This window comes from Arthrobacter sp. MOO21, from assembly GCF_057369995.2.
On the sequence record NZ_CM170671.2, the window covers coordinates 3,234,021 to 3,254,045 of the forward strand.

Sequence of the window (20,025 nt, forward strand, 5' to 3'; positions counted from 1 at the left end):
CCCACGCTAGCCATCCGCGCCATACTTGTGGGCCGCCGTCGTCCCTATGTGGATAACCGGGGAAACGGGCGCGGTGCGCGCCGAAGCAGAGACGGGCACCTGATTCGACGGGTCATGCGGTCGCTCGGGTAGGCTAGAGCAGCAGACAATGCGCCACCTTGCGCTGCCCGCATGCTATCCAGGAGATTTTGTGACCGCTGACCTTGTCATCGTAGGGTCCGGCTTTTTTGGCCTGACAATCGCAGAACAGGCCGCCACCGAGCTGGGCTTGAAGGTCGTCGTCCTCGACCGCCGCCACCACATCGGCGGAAACGCCTACAGTGAAAAGGAAGAACTGACCGGTATTGAGGTCCACCGGTATGGTGCCCACCTGTTCCACACGTCCAATGAGCGGGTGTGGGAGTACGTCAACCGGTTCACGACGTTCACGAACTACGTGCACAAGGTCTACGGCGTCCACAAGGGCGAGGTCTACTCCCTGCCCATCAACCTGGCCACCATCAACCAGTTCTTCCGGGCCAACCTCACACCCGGCCAGGCCAGGGAGCTCATCCAGGAACAGGCCGGGGAACTGGCAGGAACGGATCCACAAAATCTCAATGACAAGGGCATCCAGCTGATTGGCCGCCCGCTGTACGAGGCCTTCATCAAGCACTACACCGGCAAACAATGGCAAACGGACCCCAAGGACCTGCCGGCGGGTATCATTTCGCGGCTGCCGGTGCGCTACAACTACGACAACCGCTACTTCAACGACAAGTACGAGGGCCTGCCCACCAACGGGTACACCGCCTGGATCGAGAAGATGGCGGAGCACCCCAACATTGAGGTGCGGCTGAATACGGATTTCTTCGACGAGTCACACGAGTACAGCAAGGACAAGGTAGTCGGCAGCATTCCAGTCGTCTATACAGGCCCCGTGGACCGCTACTTTGACTATGCAGAGGGCGACCTGTCCTGGCGCACCATCGACTTCGAGGAAGAAGTCCTGGACGTGGGTGATTTCCAGGGAACGTCTGTCGTCAACTACAACGACGACGACGTGCCCTTCACCAGGATCATCGAACCGCGCCATTTCCATCCTGAGCGTGACTACCAGACCGAGAAGACCGTCATCATGCGCGAATTCTCGCGTTTCGCGGAGAAGGGCGACGAGCCCTACTACCCGGTCAACACCTCCGCCGACAGGGAACGCCTCCTCAAATACCGCGACCTTGCGGAGGCAGAGAAGGATGTCCTGTTCGGCGGACGGCTGGGCACCTACAAGTACCTGGACATGCATATGGCCATCGGATCGGCGCTCAGCATGTTCGACAACAAGATCCGGCCGCATTTCGAGAGCGGCGCAAAACTTGAAAGTGGAGGAGTCACCGCATGAGCGACGGGGACGCAGTAATTGACTGGCGCACGATTCAACGGGTGATCCTGCCATCCGCGGACCAAACGGACACCATCCCGCTTTACGTGGACGCGGGCCCCGCCAGCGGCATCCGTCTGCGCGAGAATGACGAACTGGCACGCGCCCCGAAGCTGCCCGAAGACAAACTGCAGATGTTTAGCTCCGGCGTGAGCCAGGCGCATTTCGAGGACCTTCTCTCACGCGAATCCATGCGGGTCCGGTCCGGCGAGCAGATCTCCTTCGGCACCTACTTCAACGCCTTCCCCGCAAGTTACTGGCGGCGCTGGACGTCCGTGCGGGATATCCGGCTCGTAGTCAAAACGAAGGGCGCCGGAACGGTTACGGTCTACAAGTCAAACGCCCGTGGCTCCATTCAACGCGTCGACGGCTGCCACGTCGAAGGGGAAGCAACGTCCGTCTTCGAGCTGACGCTTAAACCCTTTGGCGACGGCGGCTGGTACTGGTTCGACCTTGCGGCCACCGCTGAGGGGCTGCTTCTCGAAGCCGCGCAGTGGGAGACAGCGGAAGCGGCCCGCGAAGCAGGCCAGGTCACCCTGGAAATCACGACGATGAACAAGCCCGACTTCTGCCTGAACAATGCGCGTATCCTCGCGGAAAACCAGGATGTCCTGACCCACGTCAAGGAGATTCTGATCGTCGACCAAGGCACGCAGAAGGTGCAGGACCAGCCGGGATTCGACGAGGTTGCCGCGTCCCTGGGCGGCAAACTCCGGGTGATCAACCAAGCCAACCTCGGTGGTTCAGGTGGCTTTGCCCGTGGAATGTATGAGGCAGTCGAAAACGGCAGCGACTACGTGCTGCTGCTTGACGACGACATCGTTGTTGAGCCCGAGAGCATCGTCCGGCTGCTGACCTTTGCAGACCACTGCCGCAAACCCACTATTGTCGGCGGACACATGTTCGACCTTTACAGCCGCAGTGTCCTCCACACGTTCGGCGAAGTCGTCGACCCCTACCGCATCGTGCCGGCACAACCCCACGCCGACATGGAACTGCGCCACGATTTCAGTGTTGCTAATCTTCGCCAGACGGCCTGGCTCCACCGCCGGGTTGATGTCGATTACAACGGTTGGTGGATGTGCCTGATCCCCACTAAAGTCATCCAGGAAATCGGGCTTTCCCTCCCCGTGTTCATCAAATGGGATGACGCGGAGTATGGCCTTCGGGCGCGGGAAGCGGGCTACGCCACGGTGTCGATGCCGGGTGCGGCGGTGTGGCACGTCTCATGGGCCGACAAGGACGACATGGTCGGGTGGCAGTCATACTTCCATGGACGAAACCGTCTTATCACTACCTTGATTCACAGTCCGTACCCCAAAGGCGGCCGTGTGTTGCGGGAATCCGTGCAGGCGGACGTCAAGCACCTTGTTTCCATGCAGTACTTCACGGAGCACGGCAGGATCGAGGCCCTCAAGGACCTTCTGAAGGGACCGGATGGACTGCACAAGATCCTTGCCACCAAACTTCCGGAGATCAACGCGCTGAAGTCCGAGTACCCGGACGCCCAACTGAAGGATGATGTCGACGACTTCCCGGCGCCGAAGCTGAGCCGCGGCCCGATGGGCGGTGCTGCTATTGGCATGCCACGCAAGAAGGACCTGGTGCCGTGGGGCATTAAGACCGTGACGCGCCAGCTTATCCAGGCTCCTGCGCCGGAAAGTTCTGAACGCCCGCAGGGCTTCCTGGCCCACCGCGACAATCGCTGGTTCCGGCTTGCCCACTACGACAGCGTCATCGTCTCCAACGCAGAGGGTACGGGTGCCTCCTGGTACCGGCGCGATCCCAAGAAGCTGAAGTCGATGCTTGCTGAAGCCACGGCCCTGCATCTGCGGCTCTACAAGGAATGGGACAAGCTGGCCGAGCAATATCGCGCGGCTGTTCCGGAAATAACATCGATGGCGGCCTGGAAAAAGACATTCGACGCCGAGACGAAGGACGACAGCTAGATGGCCCGACAGTCGGACCAGCTCATCAAACCGGGGGTGGGTCGCGGCCTCCTTGACATCTACGGCGACCGTTTCCTGCTGAAGCTGTTGGTACGCAAGGAAATCAAAATCCGCTACCGCGGATCAGTGCTTGGCCTGATGTGGTCCTACGTAAAACCCCTCATGCAGTTCCTGATCTACTTCATTGCGCTGGGGATCTTCCTGAACCTTGAGCATGGGACGCCCAACTACGCGATTTACCTCTTTTCGGGCATTGTGCTGGTTAACTTCTTCACCGAATCCCTGTCCAACGCCACGCGTTCCATCGTTGACAACCGGGATCTGATCCGGAAGATCTACCTGCCAAGGGAGCTGTTCCCCGCCGCGACAGTGTGGGTTTCGGCCGCGCACTTCCTGCCGCAGTTGGTGGTGCTGATCGCAGCATGCCTGGTTGTTGGCTGGGCGCCATCTGTCCTGCAACTGGCCGCCGCCGTCCTGATCTTCGTCATGATGGCCGTGCTTGCCACCGGCCTTGGCCTCATGTTCGGCGCGGCCAACGTCTACTTCCGCGACTCCGAGAACATCGTGGACATGATCGTCATGGTCGTGACCTGGGCGTCACCGGTGCTTTACGTGTGGACGATGGTCGAACGCGTCATGGGCCCCTGGTACTGGCTCTACCAGCTGAACCCGATCACAACCGCCGTCGAAGTATTCCACTGGGCTTTCTGGGAGCCGACTCTGAAAACTGACCAAGTGGTCGGCGACATCATGCCCCCTGACTTGCTGGGCTTCTGGCTCCCCGTCTCCCTGCTGACTACTCTCGCCATTCTCTTCCTTGGCCAGTTGATGTTCCGCAGGCTTTCCGTACACTTCGCCCAGGAGCTCTGACATGACGAAGCACGGCCACGTTGCTATCAGCTGCATTGACGTCCGCAAACAGTTCGTCCTGCGTCACACCAGGTCCCTGAAGGAAGCCCTTGTGTGGCTGGTCAAGGGACGCAAGGGTGACCTGTCCAAGAAGTTCCTGGCACTCAAGGACGTCTCCCTGGAGGTCAAACAGGGCGAGACCGTGGCACTCATGGGCCTGAACGGTTCCGGAAAATCGACGCTGCTGAAGCTCATATCCGGAGTACTGCAACCGGACGGAGGCTCCGTCCGTACCCGCGGACGCGTGGCTGGACTGATCGAAGTAGGCGCGGGATTCCATCATGATCTCAGCGGGCGTGACAATGTCTATCTGAATGGCGCCATCCTGGGGATGACCGAGAAGCAGATCGATGACATGTTCGACTCGATTGTCGAATTCTCGGAGATCGGCGAGTTCATCGACACCGAGGTCAAGTTTTACTCATCGGGCATGTACCTTCGACTCGCTTTCTCGATTGCGGTGCACACGGATCCCGAGGTGTTCCTCATTGACGAAATCCTTGCGGTCGGCGACGAACCGTTCCAGCGCAAATGCATTGCGAAGATCAAAGAACTTTCCGATGCCTGGCAAGACCCTGTTCGTGGTCAGTCATGACCTTGATCTTGTAGCTACGGTGTGCGAGCGCGGTGTGCTGCTGGAACACGGCGAAATAATCATGGATGGTGCCGTGCACGACGTCGTTGCCGAACTCAGGCGACGGTCAATGGATCCCGCCTAGTTCCGGATCGCATGGGCGTGACGCGCCCACAAGTTTCCTGTCGTTGCCGTCCAGTTTTTCTTCAGACGTTCCTGAAAGTGGTGTTTCCGTGTCCTGGTGGCAATCCATGCCAGTAATCCTTACCGCCGTGCTTTTGATTCTGCTTCCCGGCTTGGCGACGTCGATAGCTATCAGGGTGCCCGGAATTCTTGCCCTCCTCATTGCTCCTGCCTTTAGCGTAGGAACCATCGGTTTCCTGGCATTGGTTTTTCCGTTCGTGGGACTGTCCTGGACGCCCGCGCCCGTGCTGGTGGGCTGTGCGGTGGTTTCTGTCATCGCGTTCTTCATATCGAAGTTTTGGGGTTCCAGGAGGTTCCATATACCCGAACGTCGACTCGGCGGCCACCTTACCGCTGTGGTTGCCATCGGCTCTCTTGTCGCAGCCGTCGTCATTGGTGCCCAACTGGCTACCGCAATGATTCAGCCGGACTCCATCTCGCAAACGTATGACAACGTCTTCCATCTCAATGCCGTCCGGTGGGCCATGGAGTCGCAGAATGCTTCGCCTTTGAACCTGGGGGCCTTCACCGGAATCAGCGCCTACCCGGCAGCGTGGCATGGAATAGTGGCACTTGTCGGGGAACTCACCGGAGCCTCCATCCCTGTCCTCGTGAACGCAACGAGCATCGCCATCGGCGCGGTGGCATGGCCTCTCGGCACACTCTTCCTGGTCTTCACGGTTGCTGGTTATCGCAAGGCTGCAGCCGTCATTGCCCTTGTCTTCTCAGCCGGCTTCGCGACCTTCCCGATCCTGATGATCGACTGGGGCGTGCTGTACCCGAACCTGCTCTCGATCTCTGTGCTTCCCGCCGCATTGGGACTGGCGTTCACAGCATTGGGGCTGGGTTTCCATGAACGTCCAGCGGCTCCGATTGCGTGGTTGAGCGCCGCCCTCGCTGCCGCCGGCGTGGCCCTGGCACATCCGAGCACTCTGATGGCTCTGCTGGCCTTCGCGTTGCCCGGGGTCCTCGGCCTGTACTACTGCAAAATGCGGGACCTGCGGGGCGTTGGTTCAGCGCATGCAAGACGGACGGCATGGGTGATTTCCGCCGCACTGGCCATGGGGCTCCTTGCGTTGACCGCCCTTTGGTACTTCCTTCGTCCTCCGGCTGATTCGGCCAACTGGCGGGTGGTGGAGACTCCTGCGCAGGCGCTGGGGGAGCTGATGCTGAATTCGTTCCTGGGCCGTCCAACCCAGGAGGTCGTCAGCATCTGCCTTATCGCGGGGCTGGCCCATCTTTGGGTCTCCAAATCGCGCCGTTGGCTTATCGGCACGTACTTTATTGGTGCGGGGCTTTTCTTCTTTGCTGCGGGATATGACGCTTCCATTAGGCAGTTCATCACGGGCGTCTGGTACTACGACAGCTACAGGCTGGCCGCGCTGCTCCCGGTCGTCGTGATTGGACCGGCGGTGATCGGGGCGCTCTATCTCATGGACTGGCTGCATGGAAAACTGCAGGTGCTCGATCGGTCCACCTTCATGACTAACCGCTTCCCAGGGCGCCCTGGCCCGGAGCGGCGGAGGCTCCTGGCAGGGGCGGTCTATTTAGTGGCCTTCGTTTCCTTGGTGCCCCAGCTGCTGCCGACTAACGCTGCCGCCTTTAACGCGCACTGGAGTTACCGGAGTGGAGAAGACTCCGCGCTGCTGTCGACGCAGGAACGGCGCCTGCTGGAACGTCTCCCGGAAACAACTGAACCGGGGACAAATATTGCCGGCCTGCCAAGCAGTGGGACGTCACTTGCCTACGCACTGGCTGGACGGACGGTGATCCAGCCGCACATCCTCACAACCCATGGGTCGGACGTCGATGTGGTCAATGCCGGCCTCAAAGACGCAGCTGAGTTTCCCGCCGTCTGTGAAGCTGTTCGGAAGCTCAACGTCCACTATGTCCTGGATTTCGGCACCAGAACTGTCACAGGTACGCTTCCCGGCTACGGCGGGGTGATGAATCTGAAGGAAAATGAAAGCTTGAAGCTTGTCGATTCGGAAGGATCCGGAGCGCGGCTCTTTAAAGTTGTTGCCTGCTGGTAGCCGGCAGGGACCTGTTCAGGCTGGGTTTAGGGCTTAGAGGCCGGCCGGGCGCCCACCGGCGACGCGACTACCACGATGTTTGTGCCCCAAGGATCGTCGGTGTGGCAACTGATCAGGACGAGCCTGTTGGGAACAACCTTCCATATATCGCTGTTCCGCAGGGTCAACTTTGAATGGGCGGTGACAGTGTCCACCTGATAGTCGACGCTGCCTGTTGCTGTCAGCACGGTGAGCCGGTCTCCCGGAGCAGCGGCATTGCTGAGGCGGTTGAAGGGCGCGTCCTGGCCCACCCAGGTGTGGCCCACAATGTACGTGGTGTTCGTGGAACCGGCTCCAGGGGAACCAAAGGGAACCAGCCAGTACCCGTCCGGCGTCCTCGGCGGTATAAGGCTGCGGGTGGCAACTGCTTGCTCGTCCGGGTCCAGGGGGTGGACCTGGATGTTTATCGCGGCGCGGGGATACTTGAGGTGCTTGGGCGGTGCTGCTTCGACGATGTCAACTGCTTGCGGCACTGATCCCGGTTCGGCCACCTCCCGGAAAGTTTCCGAAGAGCCCAGTGGGGGACGTCCACCGGAAGAAGATTCGGCGCTCACAATGAGGGGCAGAACTGCAAGGTAAATGACCAGCAGGGAAGACGCGGGTCTGCACTTGCGGTGTGCGCGCAGCACGGTGCTAACAGGCATCCTTCCCCCGAAGTACCCGTGCGTTCCACACTGCCCCGGCTGCAGCGGCCGCCAGCAACGCCCAGGTCAGGGAGGGCCAGATATCGCTTGCGTCCCCGGAGGTGGCGGGTGAAGACCCGGCTGCCACAGCACCATCCACGTTGTATCCGGGGTTGCTGGCAGCTGTTGTTGGGACGTTCGCTGGGGCCGGCGGAGCAATGGGGAGTGCGGGTGCGGCCGGCGGGGCAAGTTGTCCGATGCAGCCATTGTTGAGGATGGCCACGTTTTCCGGGGTCATGTTTTGCCCGGCCGGATTGCCCCCGAATCCAAGAAACGGGATGATGTCGCCTGCGTGGGCGGCATGCCCATTCAGGTCATGGATTAGCCCATGAACGGTGACAAAAAATGGCTCGTAGGTGCCAGCATCTGTGAGGTGGCAGATGAGTGCGCCGGGAGGGGATGTGTCCGTAGCGGCAGCCACGGTAGTGGTTCCGCCTGCTGCCCCAGCACCACGATTCCCAAAGCGGCAATAGCATTCAGCATCTTCTGGCCCCCACCAAAATCAGGCCACTCGACCACGTAGCTAGTTCGAAGGCTAGAGCGGGAATTCCAATAAGTCCAGTGCCCGGCAGTCTGCGGGGTAGGGGCGGCGAGGAAAGTCCATGCTTACCGGAGGGTACGCCCGGTGGCACCTGGGGATGGCCCGGCGGCCCGCAGGCCCGCGTAGGCGAGGATGATGCGGCTACTTTTCTGTGACTGTCCCCAGCAGCGTCCTGAGGTTGTCCCAGTTCTTCACGTTGCAGGTGTTGTTGCGCCTGAAGCTGGTCCTGACCTGTTTCCCATCAATCTCCCCGAATACGTCGGCGATGTTTGGCTGGTTAACTGCTTCGCATTCGTCGGTGGTTTCCGCAGGCTCGTAATCCAGCAGACTGGGTTGGCGGTTCAACAGACTGCACGCCTTGTCTGCGTCCTGCAGGTCGGTTCCTTCTACGGCCGTAGCCCTCACACAGACGAGGTGGTGGGTTGCCTGAGCGGCAGCATTGCCCGAGAGCGTAGTTACAGTCAGCCGCACGTTGGGTTCCTCGGCCGACGGTGGATACGTCGGCGCCACCGTTTGGGTGGGCTGCGTCGTAGGCGTCGGCGATTCCTTGGGGGGCGCGTCGGTAATGCTGCAGGAGCTGAGGGCCATGGTGGCGACAACTACCGAGAGAACAACTTTGAGGGGGGTGCGCATAAAGTTCCTTGGTGAAGTGCAGCCAACAAAATGGTGGAAGAAGTACCCGGCCAAGGCCATGTCACAAGACCAGCTTGGACAGACGAGCCGCCGTTCGTCGGGTTAGTTTTCCAGAAGTTCCAGCAGGTAGGCGCCGTAGCCGCTCTTCATCAGGGGCTCTGCGCGACGCCGGAGGTCGTCATCGGTCAGGAAGCCCAGGCGCCATGCGATTTCTTCAGGCGCTCCGATCTTCTGGCCCTGCCGGTTCTCGACCGTTCGAATGAAGTTTGACGCGTCGCTGAGATCGTTGAAAGTTCCCGTATCCAACCAGGCGGTCCCCCGGGGGAGAATCTCTACCTGGAGGAGCCCGCGCTCGAGGTACACCTTGTTGACGTCCGTAATTTCCAACTCCCCGCGAGGAGAGGGCTTCAGGTTCTTTGCGATATCAATAACGTCGTTGTCGTAAAAATAGAGGCCAGGGACGGCGTAGTGGCTGCGCGGCTTTTCTGGCTTCTCTTCGAGAGACAGGGCCTTGCCGTCTCCGTCGAACTCCACGACGCCATAAGCGGACGGATCCTTGACCCAGTAGCCGAACACCGCGCCGCCTTTGATGTTCGCGTGGCGCCGCAGCTGGGTGCCCATGCCCTGGCCGTAAAAAATATTGTCGCCGAGGACCAATGCAACGGTGTCGTCGCCGATGTGGTCAGCACCGAGGATAAATGCCTGCGCCAAGCCGTCCGGGCTGGGCTGCTGGACATAGGAGAGGTTCACTCCAAACTGCGAACCGTCTCCCAGGAGGCGCTGGAACTGGTCCGCGTCCTGTGGCGTGGTGATGATGAGAATGTCGCGGATTCCGGCCAGGATCAAAGTGGACAAGGGGTAGTAAATCATCGGCTTGTCGTACACAGGGACCAACTGCTTGCTGATGCCTAGAGTGATCGGGTGAAGCCTGGACCCGGTGCCTCCGGCAAGGATAATTCCGCGCATTAGTCCATCATTGCTGGCGGTTCGGCGCGGGGCAAACTGGGACGAGGCAATAGGCGTAGACCGGACCTCAAGCAGCTTCAAGAATTAGGGCGGAAACCCGCATGCCAACCGACATTCGCCCTGTGGATAACCTGCGCCTTGTGGTCAACAAAATCATGAAAGCTGACCCGTCAGCCGTAATCATTGTTGATCCGGACAACCAGGCGGCGCTCAACCACATTCTCGCGACGCTGGACAACTGAGACTGATCCCGGACGTCCCAAAACGATTGCCCGGTTAAACCCGACGACGGCGGCACCGTAAGGTACCGCCGTCGTCCGCTGCTGGCGTGCTAGTAAGGCTGCACGTCCGGCTGTGCGTTGATCCATGTGCTGAGCCGCTCAATGCCCTGTTCGAGGTTGTACTGCGGCTTCCATCCGAGAGTCGACTTCGCCGCTTCGACATCAGCCCAGGCGTGCCGTACATCGCCTTGGCGGTACTGCCCGGTAACGTGAGGCTCCGGCGCCCCGTAACGGGCAGCGATGAGCCTGGCTGCGGTGCCAATGGTCTGGAATTCCCCCGAACCGATGTCCATCGGCTCGCCCTGGACGTTGGGGGACAGGGCGCCGGCCACGATGGCGGAGGCCACGTCGTCGATAAGCACGAAGTCGCGGCGTACTTCCCCGTCCTCGTACAGGGGGATGGACTTTCCACCCATGGCCATCCGGCAGAACAGGCTCATAATGCCCGTGTAAGGGTTAATCAGGGACTGCCCCGGGCCGTAGACGTTCTGGAGGCGCAGAATTACAGTCTCCACGCCGTAGGACTTCGCCCAGGCCTGGAGGATGTTTTCCTGGGCGAGCTTGGTGGCTCCATAGACACTCACCGGGGCAGGGAAGGTCTCCGAAGCCTTCATCGCCGCAGGCCTCGCATTGGGGAAATCCCACTGGCCCTGGTCCAGGGTGGTGCTGGTCCGCTGGCCGGGGTAGAAGCGGTGTCCATCAGCGTCGACCCACGGTCCCTCACCGTAGATTGCGCGGCTGGAGGACAGCACAATCCGCCGCGGCAACTTTCCGTGCCGGTTCAGGCCGTCAAGCAACTGCGTTGTGCCCACCACATTGACGTGCGCGTGGCGGGTTGACTCCTCCAACGACTGGCCGGTGCCCGTCTCGGCGGCGAGGTGGATGACGACGTCAGGAGTAACGTCCGCCAGGACGTCGTCCCAAGTCTGCGCCGCGGTGATGTCTGCAACGACAAGCTCCGCGCCTTCGTGCAGCTCAGCGGGACGCTCACCGGAGGCATGGATCTGCGGGTGCAGGTTGTCCACAACCACCACGCGGCGGAAGTTCGCAACCAGGTCACTGGAGATGGCGCAGCCAATGAAACCGGCACCACCAGTCACCAGGACCGTTTCCTGAGCCTGGGTTTCCGCGGCGGGTGTAGTCATGAAGGGCCTTTCTGAAGCTGACATTTAATTACCAAAGGTGTGGCTTAGGAGGACCTTGACCGCCGGGAAATTCTTGCTGGCCAAGGCTTTGGGCAGAAGTGCGAGGGCGTGGGCGCGGGACGTGAGCCGAAGCTTCGCTGCCCGTGAAGCTTTCGTCCAACCATTAAGAGTTGCCTGCTCCGCCGAGACGGCGAAGTAGTCACGTTCCCCAGCGAACCTGGAGCCGTCCACCAGCTTGGTGGAAGACGCACTTTCCGAGTGGCGGCGGTAGGAGAAGCAGACGGTCGGTTCAAGAAGGAGTTGATCGCCGCTGTAGACCATGTCCATGACCAGGGCCAGGTCCTGGATGATCGGGAAGCCGGAGCGGAACTGGACGGCGCGGATCCTGTCAGTGCGGAACGCAAGCGATGGCCAGTAAAGCCAGTCACCGTGCATCAGGTTGGCGGCAAGGTGCTCGCCGGAGAGGAGGCGCGGCCCACGCGAACGGGGGCGGACGATGTGCTGCTTGGTGCTGTCCACCAGGGTCCGCACTACCGTGCCGTCACCGTCAATGACCTGGACCCCGGGCTGGATGATCGCTGCCTGGGGGAAACGCTGGTGGGCACGGTTGATCACTGTTACATAGTTGGGCAACAAGACGTCGTCACACCCGAGGATAACCATGACCTCCTCTGTAGCGAGGGAGACGCAGGTCTTATAGTTTTCGGTGATTCCAGCGTTCTGTTCCTTGCGGATGTACTTGACGCGGGGATCATCGATGGCGGCCATGTAGCGCTGGATCTCATCGTCGGGGTATGCGTCGTCCACGACCGTGAGGAGCCAGTCGTCCGAGTCCTGGTTGAGGACGCTGCGGACGGTCTCTTTCATGTAGCCGGGGTCGCCCCAGTAGGGGATGAAGATATCAAGTGGCATGCGAAATCCAATACGTCGGGGTAAGGCTGGTGTCAGCCGCGGTCAAAAGGCGCCGGGTCGGTCGCAGTCGGGGTCCGGGAGGGCTCGGCCAGTTCGGCATCCAAGCGGGCCTCCAACCGCTCTATCTGGGTCCGGAGGATTGCCGCCTCCTCCGCCAGTGTGCGAGTCTCGTCTTCCACAACGGATATCTCCCACGACAAGTGCAGGCAGACGCCAAGGGCCAACAGGATGGTCATCGCGAACAGGAGGTTCGACGGGACCTGGACACCAAGGAGCCGCGCTGTCAGCGCCAGGAGTTGCGGGAAGGCCGCAAGGATCAGCGTTGCCAGCCCAACGACCAGCCAGAGCACTGCATACTTTTCCCGGAGCTTCTTCCGGCGGAGCATCTCGACCACGAGGACGACGATGACGAGGGCAAGGATGAAAGCGGCCAGAACGGACAAAGTCATGCTCTTTCGAGTTGAGGAGAAGGTGTTCGGATTTCCGAGCGGCGCCGCGTCAGAGCGAACAGCAGGGCGAACACCGACCGGCCAAGGTAGATGGCGGACTTGACGGGGTTGTGGCTGGGCGTCCCGCCTTGGCGCACACGCATTTCCACGGGAACCTGCGTGATCACACAACCGGACCGGATGGCGACAACCAGGGAATCGATGGTGTCGCCAAGGTATTCTGCCGGGTAGTGGTCGATGAACTGGTCTATGCCCCGGCGGTTGGCTGCCTTGAATCCGGAGGTGACATCAGTCAGGCGGGTGTGGGCCAGACCTGAAATGACCTTGGCCAGCAGGACCATCGCCCAGCGCCTGGGGCCTGACACTTTGTAGGTGCCGCGGTCTGCGAAGCGAGCGCCAATGGCGATGTCAGCGTCAGTCAGGGCAGCAAGTACGCGGGAAATCTCTTTGGGATGGTGCTGCCCGTCTGCATCGACCTGAATGACGGCGTCGTACCCGTTCCGTTTTGCGTACTTGAAGCCGGCCCGCATGGCCCCGCCGACGCCGAGATTGAAAGGAAGGTCCAGAACAACGGCACCGGCCTCTGCCGCTACTGCAGCAGTACTGTCCTGGGAGCCGTCGTTCACTACGAGGACGTCATAGCCTTCGCGGAGGGCAAGCACTTCACGGACAGTATTGCCAACGGATTCCTCTTCGTTCCACGCCGGCATAATGACGAGGGCGCGGCTGTAGGGGGGGATTGACATAGCTACTAATCTATACCAGAACCGGTACCCGGGTTGGCTGGCGGCGCGGCTGCGGGCGCCTTTGCCGAAGGCGTTTGGGGCTTCCCCACGCCGTACATGGCGCGGATGTGGCGGAGGTACAGATAGGAGTAGACCGCGGGCGCCAGCTTCAGCAGGGCCGCCCCTGCCCCGATAACCTTGTGCACGGCAAGGGTGCGGACGAGCATGTCCCAGCTGATGTCGTGGCGGCACTCCGCCACAGTGACAGCGGCGGCCGCTGTACCGCTGCCGCGGGCGATCGCGCTCTGGGCCACCAGCAGGAACACCAGCGTGCGCATGCAATCGTATGCGGCGCGATACTTGCCCTCCTTGAACTGTGGATCCAGATGCTGGTCCAGATGGTTCAGTGCCACGGTCGTGTCGGCCACGGTGGGGACCCTGCCCCAAGTAAGCGAACCAGCCATGATGTGGTAGCGGTACACCGGTGTGCTGATAGACCGGACACGGCGGGACAACGAGTGGAGAACGATGTTGGTGGCCATGTCCTCGAACCGGGCGGCGCCTTCGGCGAAGCGGACCTTTTCGAAGAGATCGCGCCGGATCAGCTTGTCCCATGGGAACGGGGTGAGTTCGTCGCACATGGCAAGCCTGCAGGCCTCTGCGCCGTCGAATTCACCCAGCGCATGCGACGCGCTGGGTGCTTCCGTGCCGTCAGGCTGCACCACAATCCGCCCACCGACCACCACATCCACGTCCGGCGCTGTAGCGGCGTGCATAGTTTCAAGGAAGGTCGGCAGGTACTGGTCGTCGCTGTCAATGAAGCTGATCCAGGAGCCCCGGGCTGCATCGAGGCCGGCATTGCGCGCGGCCGACACCCCAGAGTTGGCCGGCAGGGCGATGACCGTCAGGTTGTCGAACTCTCCCTCCAGGCGCCGGGCCAAGGCCAGGGTCCCGTCCGTCGAGTGGTCGTCCACGACGAGAAGCTCGAAATCCGGATCAGTCTGAGCCATGACGCTTCTGACCGCTCGCTCAAGCAGGTCAGCGGCGTTGTAGGCGGGCATGATCACGCTGGTCCTGGGACGTTGGGAGTTGTTGGGCACAGGCCATCCTTCGTGTATGTGGGGTTCCGGCGGTGAGCGTCACGGTATTCAGGGGGACGTGGCCGCATTTCCGCGCCTGAGTATCGAAGCGACGTGGATGGCGGCGCCCAACGCAGGTCCCGCCGCCAGGGCCAGGGCCGTCCGGACGGGCAGCGGCAAGGGAAGCAGGAGGCAGATGACGCTCACGCCCGTCCCCGTTACCCAGCCCAGGGAGTAGGCGCGGTGAAGTCCCACAGCAAGGGTCGCCGTCCCCGTCAGCGTAAGGATGGCCATCAGGGCTGCGTCGAACGTCAGAGTGGCCAGCAGCCAGGCGGGAACCTCGTACTTACCCGGGAACAACAGTTCCATCAGCCAGGGCCCCAGCAGTCCGGCCGCGATACCTCCGGCCACGCCCACCCCAATGAACAGTGCCGTGGGCTTATACAGTGCCCGGATACCCCGGTCCCGCTGGTTGACGAATGCGGCAATGGCAACACCCTGGAAAGCCTGGAGCGGCACCATGATGGGCGCCCGCGTGAGTTGGATGGCCAGTAGCAGGCCGCCGGCGGAGGCAAGTTCCTGGGCCGTGCTGGTGAAGCTGAGGATCACGGGAAAGCCCACGATCAGGGCAGCCGTGGCGCTGGATGAGAGCATGGCATGCCCGGTTTGTTTCATGTAAACGGATCGGGGCACGTCGGCACGGGCCGCAGCGGCGCCGCGCGCGGTGGGGGACAGCAGCAGGAACAGCAACCACAAAGCGGCGGCGAGGGCGCAGGCGAATTCAAGGCCAAGGAGGCCGGCGCCTAGCAGGACAACGCCGCCAACGGTCGCCAGGCGGAACAGCGCCTCAGCGCTCATCAGCCTGGAGTACAGGGTCCATTCCTGGGCGCCGGCGGAGGCGCCGGCGAGGGCCGAGTGCCCTGAATAGGCGACGGCGGCGACAGCCAGGGTGGGAAGCAGCCACGGGGCATTGCTGCCGAGGACGGAAGGTGCCCAGAGCCATGAGGAAGCCAGGATCAGTACAGAAAGGATGCCACCGACCAGGAGGCCGTTAGCCAGGACCGGGGGATGGAGTCCGGGCGCGTCGCCGGTCCCACCCCCTGGGTCCCCGGAGCGAACGGCACGCGTTGTTTCACTCTGAATGCCGGAGAGCACGCCGAAGATGCCAAACAGGGCGCCCCAGAATACGCTGAACTGGGCGTACTCCTCGGGTCGGAGGTGGTTCCCGGCAAGCACAAGGATGATGAATCCGGCGGCAGCGGCGATGATGGACGCTGCTCCCACTCCCGATGCACTCTTGGTGCTGATAGTCCGATTGCCGGCAGCGTCGCCGTCCGCCTCAGCCGGCTGGAGGGCGGGTTTCTTCCAAGGCAAATTCATGTGGCTTTCCGTGGTGGCGCGAAGACCTGTCGTTCCCAGGTGCCCTTCGATCTTACGGTAAGCCTTTTGGGAGCTTCCCGGCCTCCGGACCACTAGAATCAGCGCACGGGCTCTGGGCCACCTTGCCCGGTGTGTAAGCACTACCAGGGATTTCATTTCCTTCGACCAGTCAGGTGCACATGAAACGTGATCGGGTTGCCACGCTGTCGGGCCTTTTCGCCGTCTTCTGTTTGCTTGCCGGCTTACTGTCTGCCGTACCCGCCGACGCAGGCACACCAATTCAGGACAAGTATCAGATGCTCGGCGGCTCGGCTGGCGCGCTGGGCGCCGCTGTTGGACCTGAACGGTGCGGGCTCGCGGGTGGTGGCTGCTATCAGGACTTCCAGCGGGGCCAGATCCACTGGACGCCTGGAACCGGTGCCCGTGCCACGTGGGGCGCGATCGGTACGGCCTGGCAGCAGCAGGGGTGGGAGCAAGGCGGCCTTGGGTACCCTGCGTCGGATGAAGTTTGCGGCCTCGTCCGCTCAGGCTGTTATCAGACTTTCCAGGGCGGGCAAATCCATTGGTCGCCGGCGAGCGGCGCCCAACAAACGCGGTGGGGCGCCATCAGAAACCGTTGGGCAAGCGGCGGCTTTGAGTCCGGCCCGTTGGGCTATCCGGTGGCTGCTGAAAGGTGCCGCCTCCTGGCTGGTGGTTGCTATCAGGCCTTCCAAGGCGGCCAAATCCACTGGGCGCCGGGCGTCGGGGCCTACGCAACCGGAGGATCCATTGATTACGTCTGGGGAACGCTGGGATGGGAGAACGGGCGCCTGGGCTACCCGGTGACTGAGGAAGTATGCCCCGGAGACGGCGGCTGCAGCCAAAGATTTCAGGGCGGTACGCTGACCTGGTATCCGACCACGGGGGTAACGGTCAGTTACTACCCTCCAGGGGAGTACCAGCGTGTTATCAACAAGAGGAATCCGCTCTCGCCCATCGACTATACGCCCACGGACATGGTGAACGTCGGCGGGCACCCCTTGCGTTATCAGGCAGCGCTTGCGTTTTGGCAATTTGTCGATGCGGCCAATGCCTCGGGTGTGGCGACGACGGTGGTGAGCGGTTTCCGGAGTTACTCCAGCCAGGCCTCCCTGTACGAAAGCTACGTTGCAATGTACGGGCAGGAACTGGCGGACTCCATCTCGGCACGGCCTGGGTATTCAGAACACCAGAGTGGATTGGCCGTTGACATCGGAAATCCCAGTGGAGCCTGCGGATTGCAGGAATGTTTTGCGTCCACGGCCGCAGGCGGGTTCGCGGCGGCTCATGCGCACGAATTTGGCTTTGTGATCCGCTATCCGGCGGGAATGAGCTACTGGACCGGCTACGCCTACGAACCCTGGCATTTGCGGTACGTCGGAAGGGACGTGGCGATGGATATGCGCAACCGGGGTATTGACACTCTGGAGCAGTATTACGGATACCCGCCAGCACCGGGTTACTAAGGGACATCCGTGGACGTGCCCGCGCCGGCCACGGATGACATTGCACCAACGTGCAGCCGGTAACCTAGGACTATGTCGCGACTCCTCGTAACCGGCGGTGCCGGATTCATAGGCTCAAACTTCGTCCATTACGTGCTGCGGGAGACCGACCACACGGTAACGGTACTGGACAAGCTCACTTACGCAGGAAACCTCGAGTCCCTCAAAAACCTCCCGGAGGACCGCTTCAGTTTTGTTCGGGGCGATATTGCCGACGCTGCCCTCGTGGACGGACTGGTTGCGGACGCCGACGTAGTAGTCCACTATGCCGCGGAATCGCACAACGACAACTCCCTGCACGATCCGCGCCCATTCCTCGACACCAACATCATCGGCACTTACGTGCTCATCGAGGCGGCACGGAAGCACGACAAGCGTTTCCACCACATCTCCACCGACGAGGTGTACGGCGACCTTGAGCTTGACGATCCGGAGCGGTTCACGGAACAGACGCCGTACAACCCGTCCAGCCCCTACTCCTCCACCAAGGCAGGCTCCGACTTGCTGGTACGGGCGTGGGTGCGGTCTTTTGGTTTGCAGGCCACGATTAGCAACTGCTCCAACAACTACGGGCCTTACCAGCACGTGGAAAAGTTCATTCCGCGCCAGATCACCAACGTGATCGACGGAATACGCCCCAAGCTGTACGGGAAGGGAGAGAACGTGCGGGATTGGATCCACGCCAACGACCACTCTTCAGCCGTGCTGGCAATCATCGATAAGGGCATCATCGGCGAGACCTACCTCATCGGCGCTGACGGCGAGAAGAACAATAAGGAAGTCGTGGAGCTCATTCTGACGCACATGGGCCACTCACCGGACGCCTATGACCACGTGGTGGACCGGCCGGGCCATGACCTGCGCTACGCCATCGATTCCTCACGCCTGCGCACCGAGATCGGGTGGGAACCGCAGTTCTCCAATTTCGACGCCGGCATCGAAGACACCATTGCCTGGTACCGGGACAACGAGGACTGGTGGAGGCCACAAAAAGCGGTCACGGAAGCAAAGTACAAGGAACAGGGCCAGTAGGGCATGGCGATCGAATTCGGGAAGAAGCTGACCGCCCACGAAACTCCAATTCCGGGAGTTGTCCTCTATGATCTCCCGGTCCACGGTGACAACCGCGGCTGGTTCAAGGAGAACTGGCAGCGGGAGAAGATGGTGTCCCTTGGCCTGCCCGATTTCCGGCCAGTCCAGAACAACATCTCCTTCAACGAGAAAGCCGGCACCACCCGGGGGATCCATGCGGAGCCGTGGGACAAGTTCATCTCCGTAGCCACGGGACGTATTTTTGGTGCGTGGGTTGACCTGCGCGAGGGCCCGTCCTTTGGCACGGTTTTCACTGCGGAAATGGACGCCAGCCAGGCAATCTTCATTCCGCGCGGAGTTGGCAACGCGTTCCAGACCCTTGAGGACAACACCGCCTACACCTATCTGGTCAATGATCATTGGTCTGCCGAGGCCCAGGGCCAGTACACGTTCCTGAATCTGGCTGATGAAACAGCGGCGATTCAGTGGCCCATTTCCTTGGAGAAGGCCGAACTGTCCGATAAGGATAAAGCCCATCCGCGGCTTGCGGACGTGACCCCCATGCCAGGGAAAAAGATCCTGGTGGTAGGCGCGGACGGACAGCTTGGTAAGGCACTCCGGGCGCTCTACGAGGGTGACGAATCAGTGGAATTTGCTGGTCGTGCTGAATTCGACCTCGGCAACGAGGACGCATATCGGGCCAGGAACTGGAAGAACTACTCCACGATCATCAACGCCGCGGCATACACAGCAGTGGACGCTGCGGAGACCGCGGAAGGCCGCGCCGCTGCCTGGGCCATCAACGTGGCAGCGGTGTCGCGTTTGGCGAGGACCGCCGTCGAGCATGACCTTACCCTTGTGCACGTTTCCTCTGATTACGTGTTCGACGGCGGACGCGACGTCCACGACGAGATGGAGCCTTTTACCCCGTTAGGGGTGTATGGCCAGACAAAGGCCGCAGGCGACGCAATAGTCGGTGTGGTGCCGCGGCACTACATCGTCCGGACCAGTTGGGTCATCGGCGATGGCAACAACTTTGTGCGCACCATGGCCGGATTGGCCCTGCGCGGCGTCAAACCTTCTGTTGTCAACGATCAGACCGGCCGCCTGAGTTTCACCGAGGACATCGCTTCAGGAATCAGGCACCTTCTGGAAACCGGTGCGTCATATGGAACCTACAACTTGACGAACGACGGTGAGCCGCAGACCTGGGCGGACATTGCAGCAGACGTCTACGAACTGGTGGGTGAAAGCCGTGAGGCTGTAACGGGCGTCAGTTCAGCCGAGTACTTCAAGGGTAAGGATGCCGCTCCGAGGCCGCTGAACAGTACTCTCGACCTCAGCAAGATCGCCTCCCAGGGGTATGCTGCAAGAAATTCGCAGGACGCTTTGAAAGAGTACGTGCGCGGTCTCCGGCGCTGAATCTGAATCCCGCACATACGTTCGCACCCTCGCCTTTGTGCGTTGCCTCCTGATTTCACACTGGAACGTGTTTCTTCGGGAGGTGGTTTGTCGAGCAAGTCCGGATGCGCACCGATGCAAAAGACACAGCGTCGTCCGGGATGTTGGCTG

General features: G+C 61.3%; 17 protein-coding genes and 1 pseudogene. 9 read left to right on the forward strand and 9 right to left on the reverse strand.

Annotation, left to right across the window (positions count from 1 at the left end; translation table 11 throughout):
• Positions 1–190: 190 nt before the first annotated feature.
• From glf to AC2JAJ_RS15045, 5 genes and pseudogenes are all read left to right on the forward strand, one after another.
• A complete protein-coding gene (gene glf, locus AC2JAJ_RS15025; protein ID WP_486415307.1) occupies positions 191–1,378 on the forward strand; it encodes a UDP-galactopyranose mutase in 1,188 nt (395 codons plus the stop codon).
• A complete protein-coding gene (locus AC2JAJ_RS15030) occupies positions 1,375–3,366 on the forward strand; it encodes a glycosyltransferase (RefSeq protein ID WP_486415306.1) in 1,992 nt (663 codons plus the stop codon). Before glf ends, AC2JAJ_RS15030 begins: the two co-directional genes overlap by 4 nt.
• The gene (locus AC2JAJ_RS15035) at positions 3,367–4,236 is read left to right on the forward strand and encodes an ABC transporter permease (protein WP_473696878.1); all 870 of its coding nucleotides are present in this window, start codon (positions 3,367–3,369) and stop codon (positions 4,234–4,236) included.
• 1 nt (position 4,237) lies between these two features.
• Positions 4,238–4,994: pseudogene (locus tag AC2JAJ_RS15040) on the forward strand (ABC transporter ATP-binding protein).
• A 106-nt stretch (positions 4,995–5,100) separates the two neighbouring features.
• Positions 5,101–7,065 carry a DUF6541 family protein gene (locus AC2JAJ_RS15045; protein ID WP_486415305.1) on the forward strand — a complete coding sequence of 655 codons (1,965 nt, stop codon included), beginning with the start codon at positions 5,101–5,103 and terminating at the stop codon, positions 7,063–7,065.
• A 26-nt stretch (positions 7,066–7,091) separates the two neighbouring features.
• Here the strand turns inward: AC2JAJ_RS15045 and AC2JAJ_RS15050 are convergent, their stop codons facing one another.
• From AC2JAJ_RS15050 to rfbA, 3 genes are all read right to left on the reverse strand, one after another.
• Positions 7,092–7,577, reverse strand: coding sequence for a class F sortase (locus tag AC2JAJ_RS15050; protein WP_486415304.1), 486 nt, complete (start codon positions 7,575–7,577; stop codon positions 7,092–7,094).
• Positions 7,578–8,469: 892 nt separating this feature from the next.
• A complete protein-coding gene (locus tag AC2JAJ_RS15055; protein WP_486415303.1) occupies positions 8,470–8,961 on the reverse strand; it encodes a hypothetical protein in 492 nt (163 codons plus the stop codon).
• Positions 8,962–9,063: 102 nt separating this feature from the next.
• Positions 9,064–9,927 (reverse strand): glucose-1-phosphate thymidylyltransferase RfbA, encoded by an 864-nt coding sequence (gene rfbA, locus AC2JAJ_RS15060; protein ID WP_473696883.1) that lies wholly within the window; start codon positions 9,925–9,927, stop codon positions 9,064–9,066.
• 101 nt (positions 9,928–10,028) lie between these two features.
• Between rfbA and AC2JAJ_RS15065 the strand changes: the two genes are divergently transcribed.
• Positions 10,029–10,169: a hypothetical protein gene (locus tag AC2JAJ_RS15065; protein ID WP_486415302.1), complete on the forward strand. Its 141-nt coding sequence runs from the start codon at positions 10,029–10,031 to the stop codon at positions 10,167–10,169.
• Positions 10,170–10,258: 89 nt separating this feature from the next.
• On the opposite strand, the gene AC2JAJ_RS15070 is transcribed toward AC2JAJ_RS15065, so the two are convergent.
• The 6 genes from AC2JAJ_RS15070 to AC2JAJ_RS15095 are packed head-to-tail and all read right to left on the reverse strand — an operon-like array spanning position 10,259 to position 15,898.
• Positions 10,259–11,353: an NAD-dependent epimerase/dehydratase family protein gene (locus AC2JAJ_RS15070; protein ID WP_486415301.1), complete on the reverse strand. Its 1,095-nt coding sequence runs from the start codon at positions 11,351–11,353 to the stop codon at positions 10,259–10,261.
• A gap of 24 nt (positions 11,354–11,377) precedes the next feature.
• Positions 11,378–12,265 (reverse strand): glycosyltransferase family 2 protein, encoded by an 888-nt coding sequence (locus AC2JAJ_RS15075; protein WP_486415300.1) that lies wholly within the window; start codon positions 12,263–12,265, stop codon positions 11,378–11,380.
• A 32-nt stretch (positions 12,266–12,297) separates the two neighbouring features.
• Positions 12,298–12,714: a DUF2304 domain-containing protein gene (locus tag AC2JAJ_RS15080; RefSeq protein ID WP_486415299.1), complete on the reverse strand. Its 417-nt coding sequence runs from the start codon at positions 12,712–12,714 to the stop codon at positions 12,298–12,300.
• Positions 12,711–13,460: a glycosyltransferase family 2 protein gene (locus tag AC2JAJ_RS15085; RefSeq protein WP_486415298.1), complete on the reverse strand. Its 750-nt coding sequence runs from the start codon at positions 13,458–13,460 to the stop codon at positions 12,711–12,713. Before AC2JAJ_RS15085 ends, AC2JAJ_RS15080 begins: the two co-directional genes overlap by 4 nt.
• 5 nt (positions 13,461–13,465) lie before the next feature.
• Entirely contained in the window at positions 13,466–14,539 is a 1,074-nt protein-coding gene (locus AC2JAJ_RS15090) for a glycosyltransferase family 2 protein (RefSeq protein ID WP_486415297.1), read from the reverse strand.
• Positions 14,540–14,587: 48 nt separating this feature from the next.
• Positions 14,588–15,898 (reverse strand): polysaccharide biosynthesis protein, encoded by a 1,311-nt coding sequence (locus AC2JAJ_RS15095; protein ID WP_486415296.1) that lies wholly within the window; start codon positions 15,896–15,898, stop codon positions 14,588–14,590.
• Positions 15,899–16,077: 179 nt separating this feature from the next.
• On the opposite strand from AC2JAJ_RS15095, the gene AC2JAJ_RS15100 reads away from it, so the two are divergent.
• The 3 genes from AC2JAJ_RS15100 to AC2JAJ_RS15110 all read left to right on the forward strand — a co-directional run bounded on the left by AC2JAJ_RS15100 (position 16,078) and on the right by AC2JAJ_RS15110 (position 19,875).
• Entirely contained in the window at positions 16,078–17,382 is a 1,305-nt protein-coding gene (locus AC2JAJ_RS15100) for a D-alanyl-D-alanine carboxypeptidase family protein (protein ID WP_486415295.1), read from the forward strand.
• A 72-nt stretch (positions 17,383–17,454) separates the two neighbouring features.
• On the forward strand, positions 17,455–18,453 hold the full coding sequence (gene rfbB / locus AC2JAJ_RS15105; RefSeq protein ID WP_486415294.1) for a dTDP-glucose 4,6-dehydratase: 999 nt from the start codon (positions 17,455–17,457) through the stop codon (positions 18,451–18,453).
• A gap of 3 nt (positions 18,454–18,456) precedes the next feature.
• Positions 18,457–19,875: a sugar nucleotide-binding protein gene (locus tag AC2JAJ_RS15110; RefSeq protein WP_473696893.1), complete on the forward strand. Its 1,419-nt coding sequence runs from the start codon at positions 18,457–18,459 to the stop codon at positions 19,873–19,875.
• Positions 19,876–20,025: the final 150 nt, after the last annotated feature.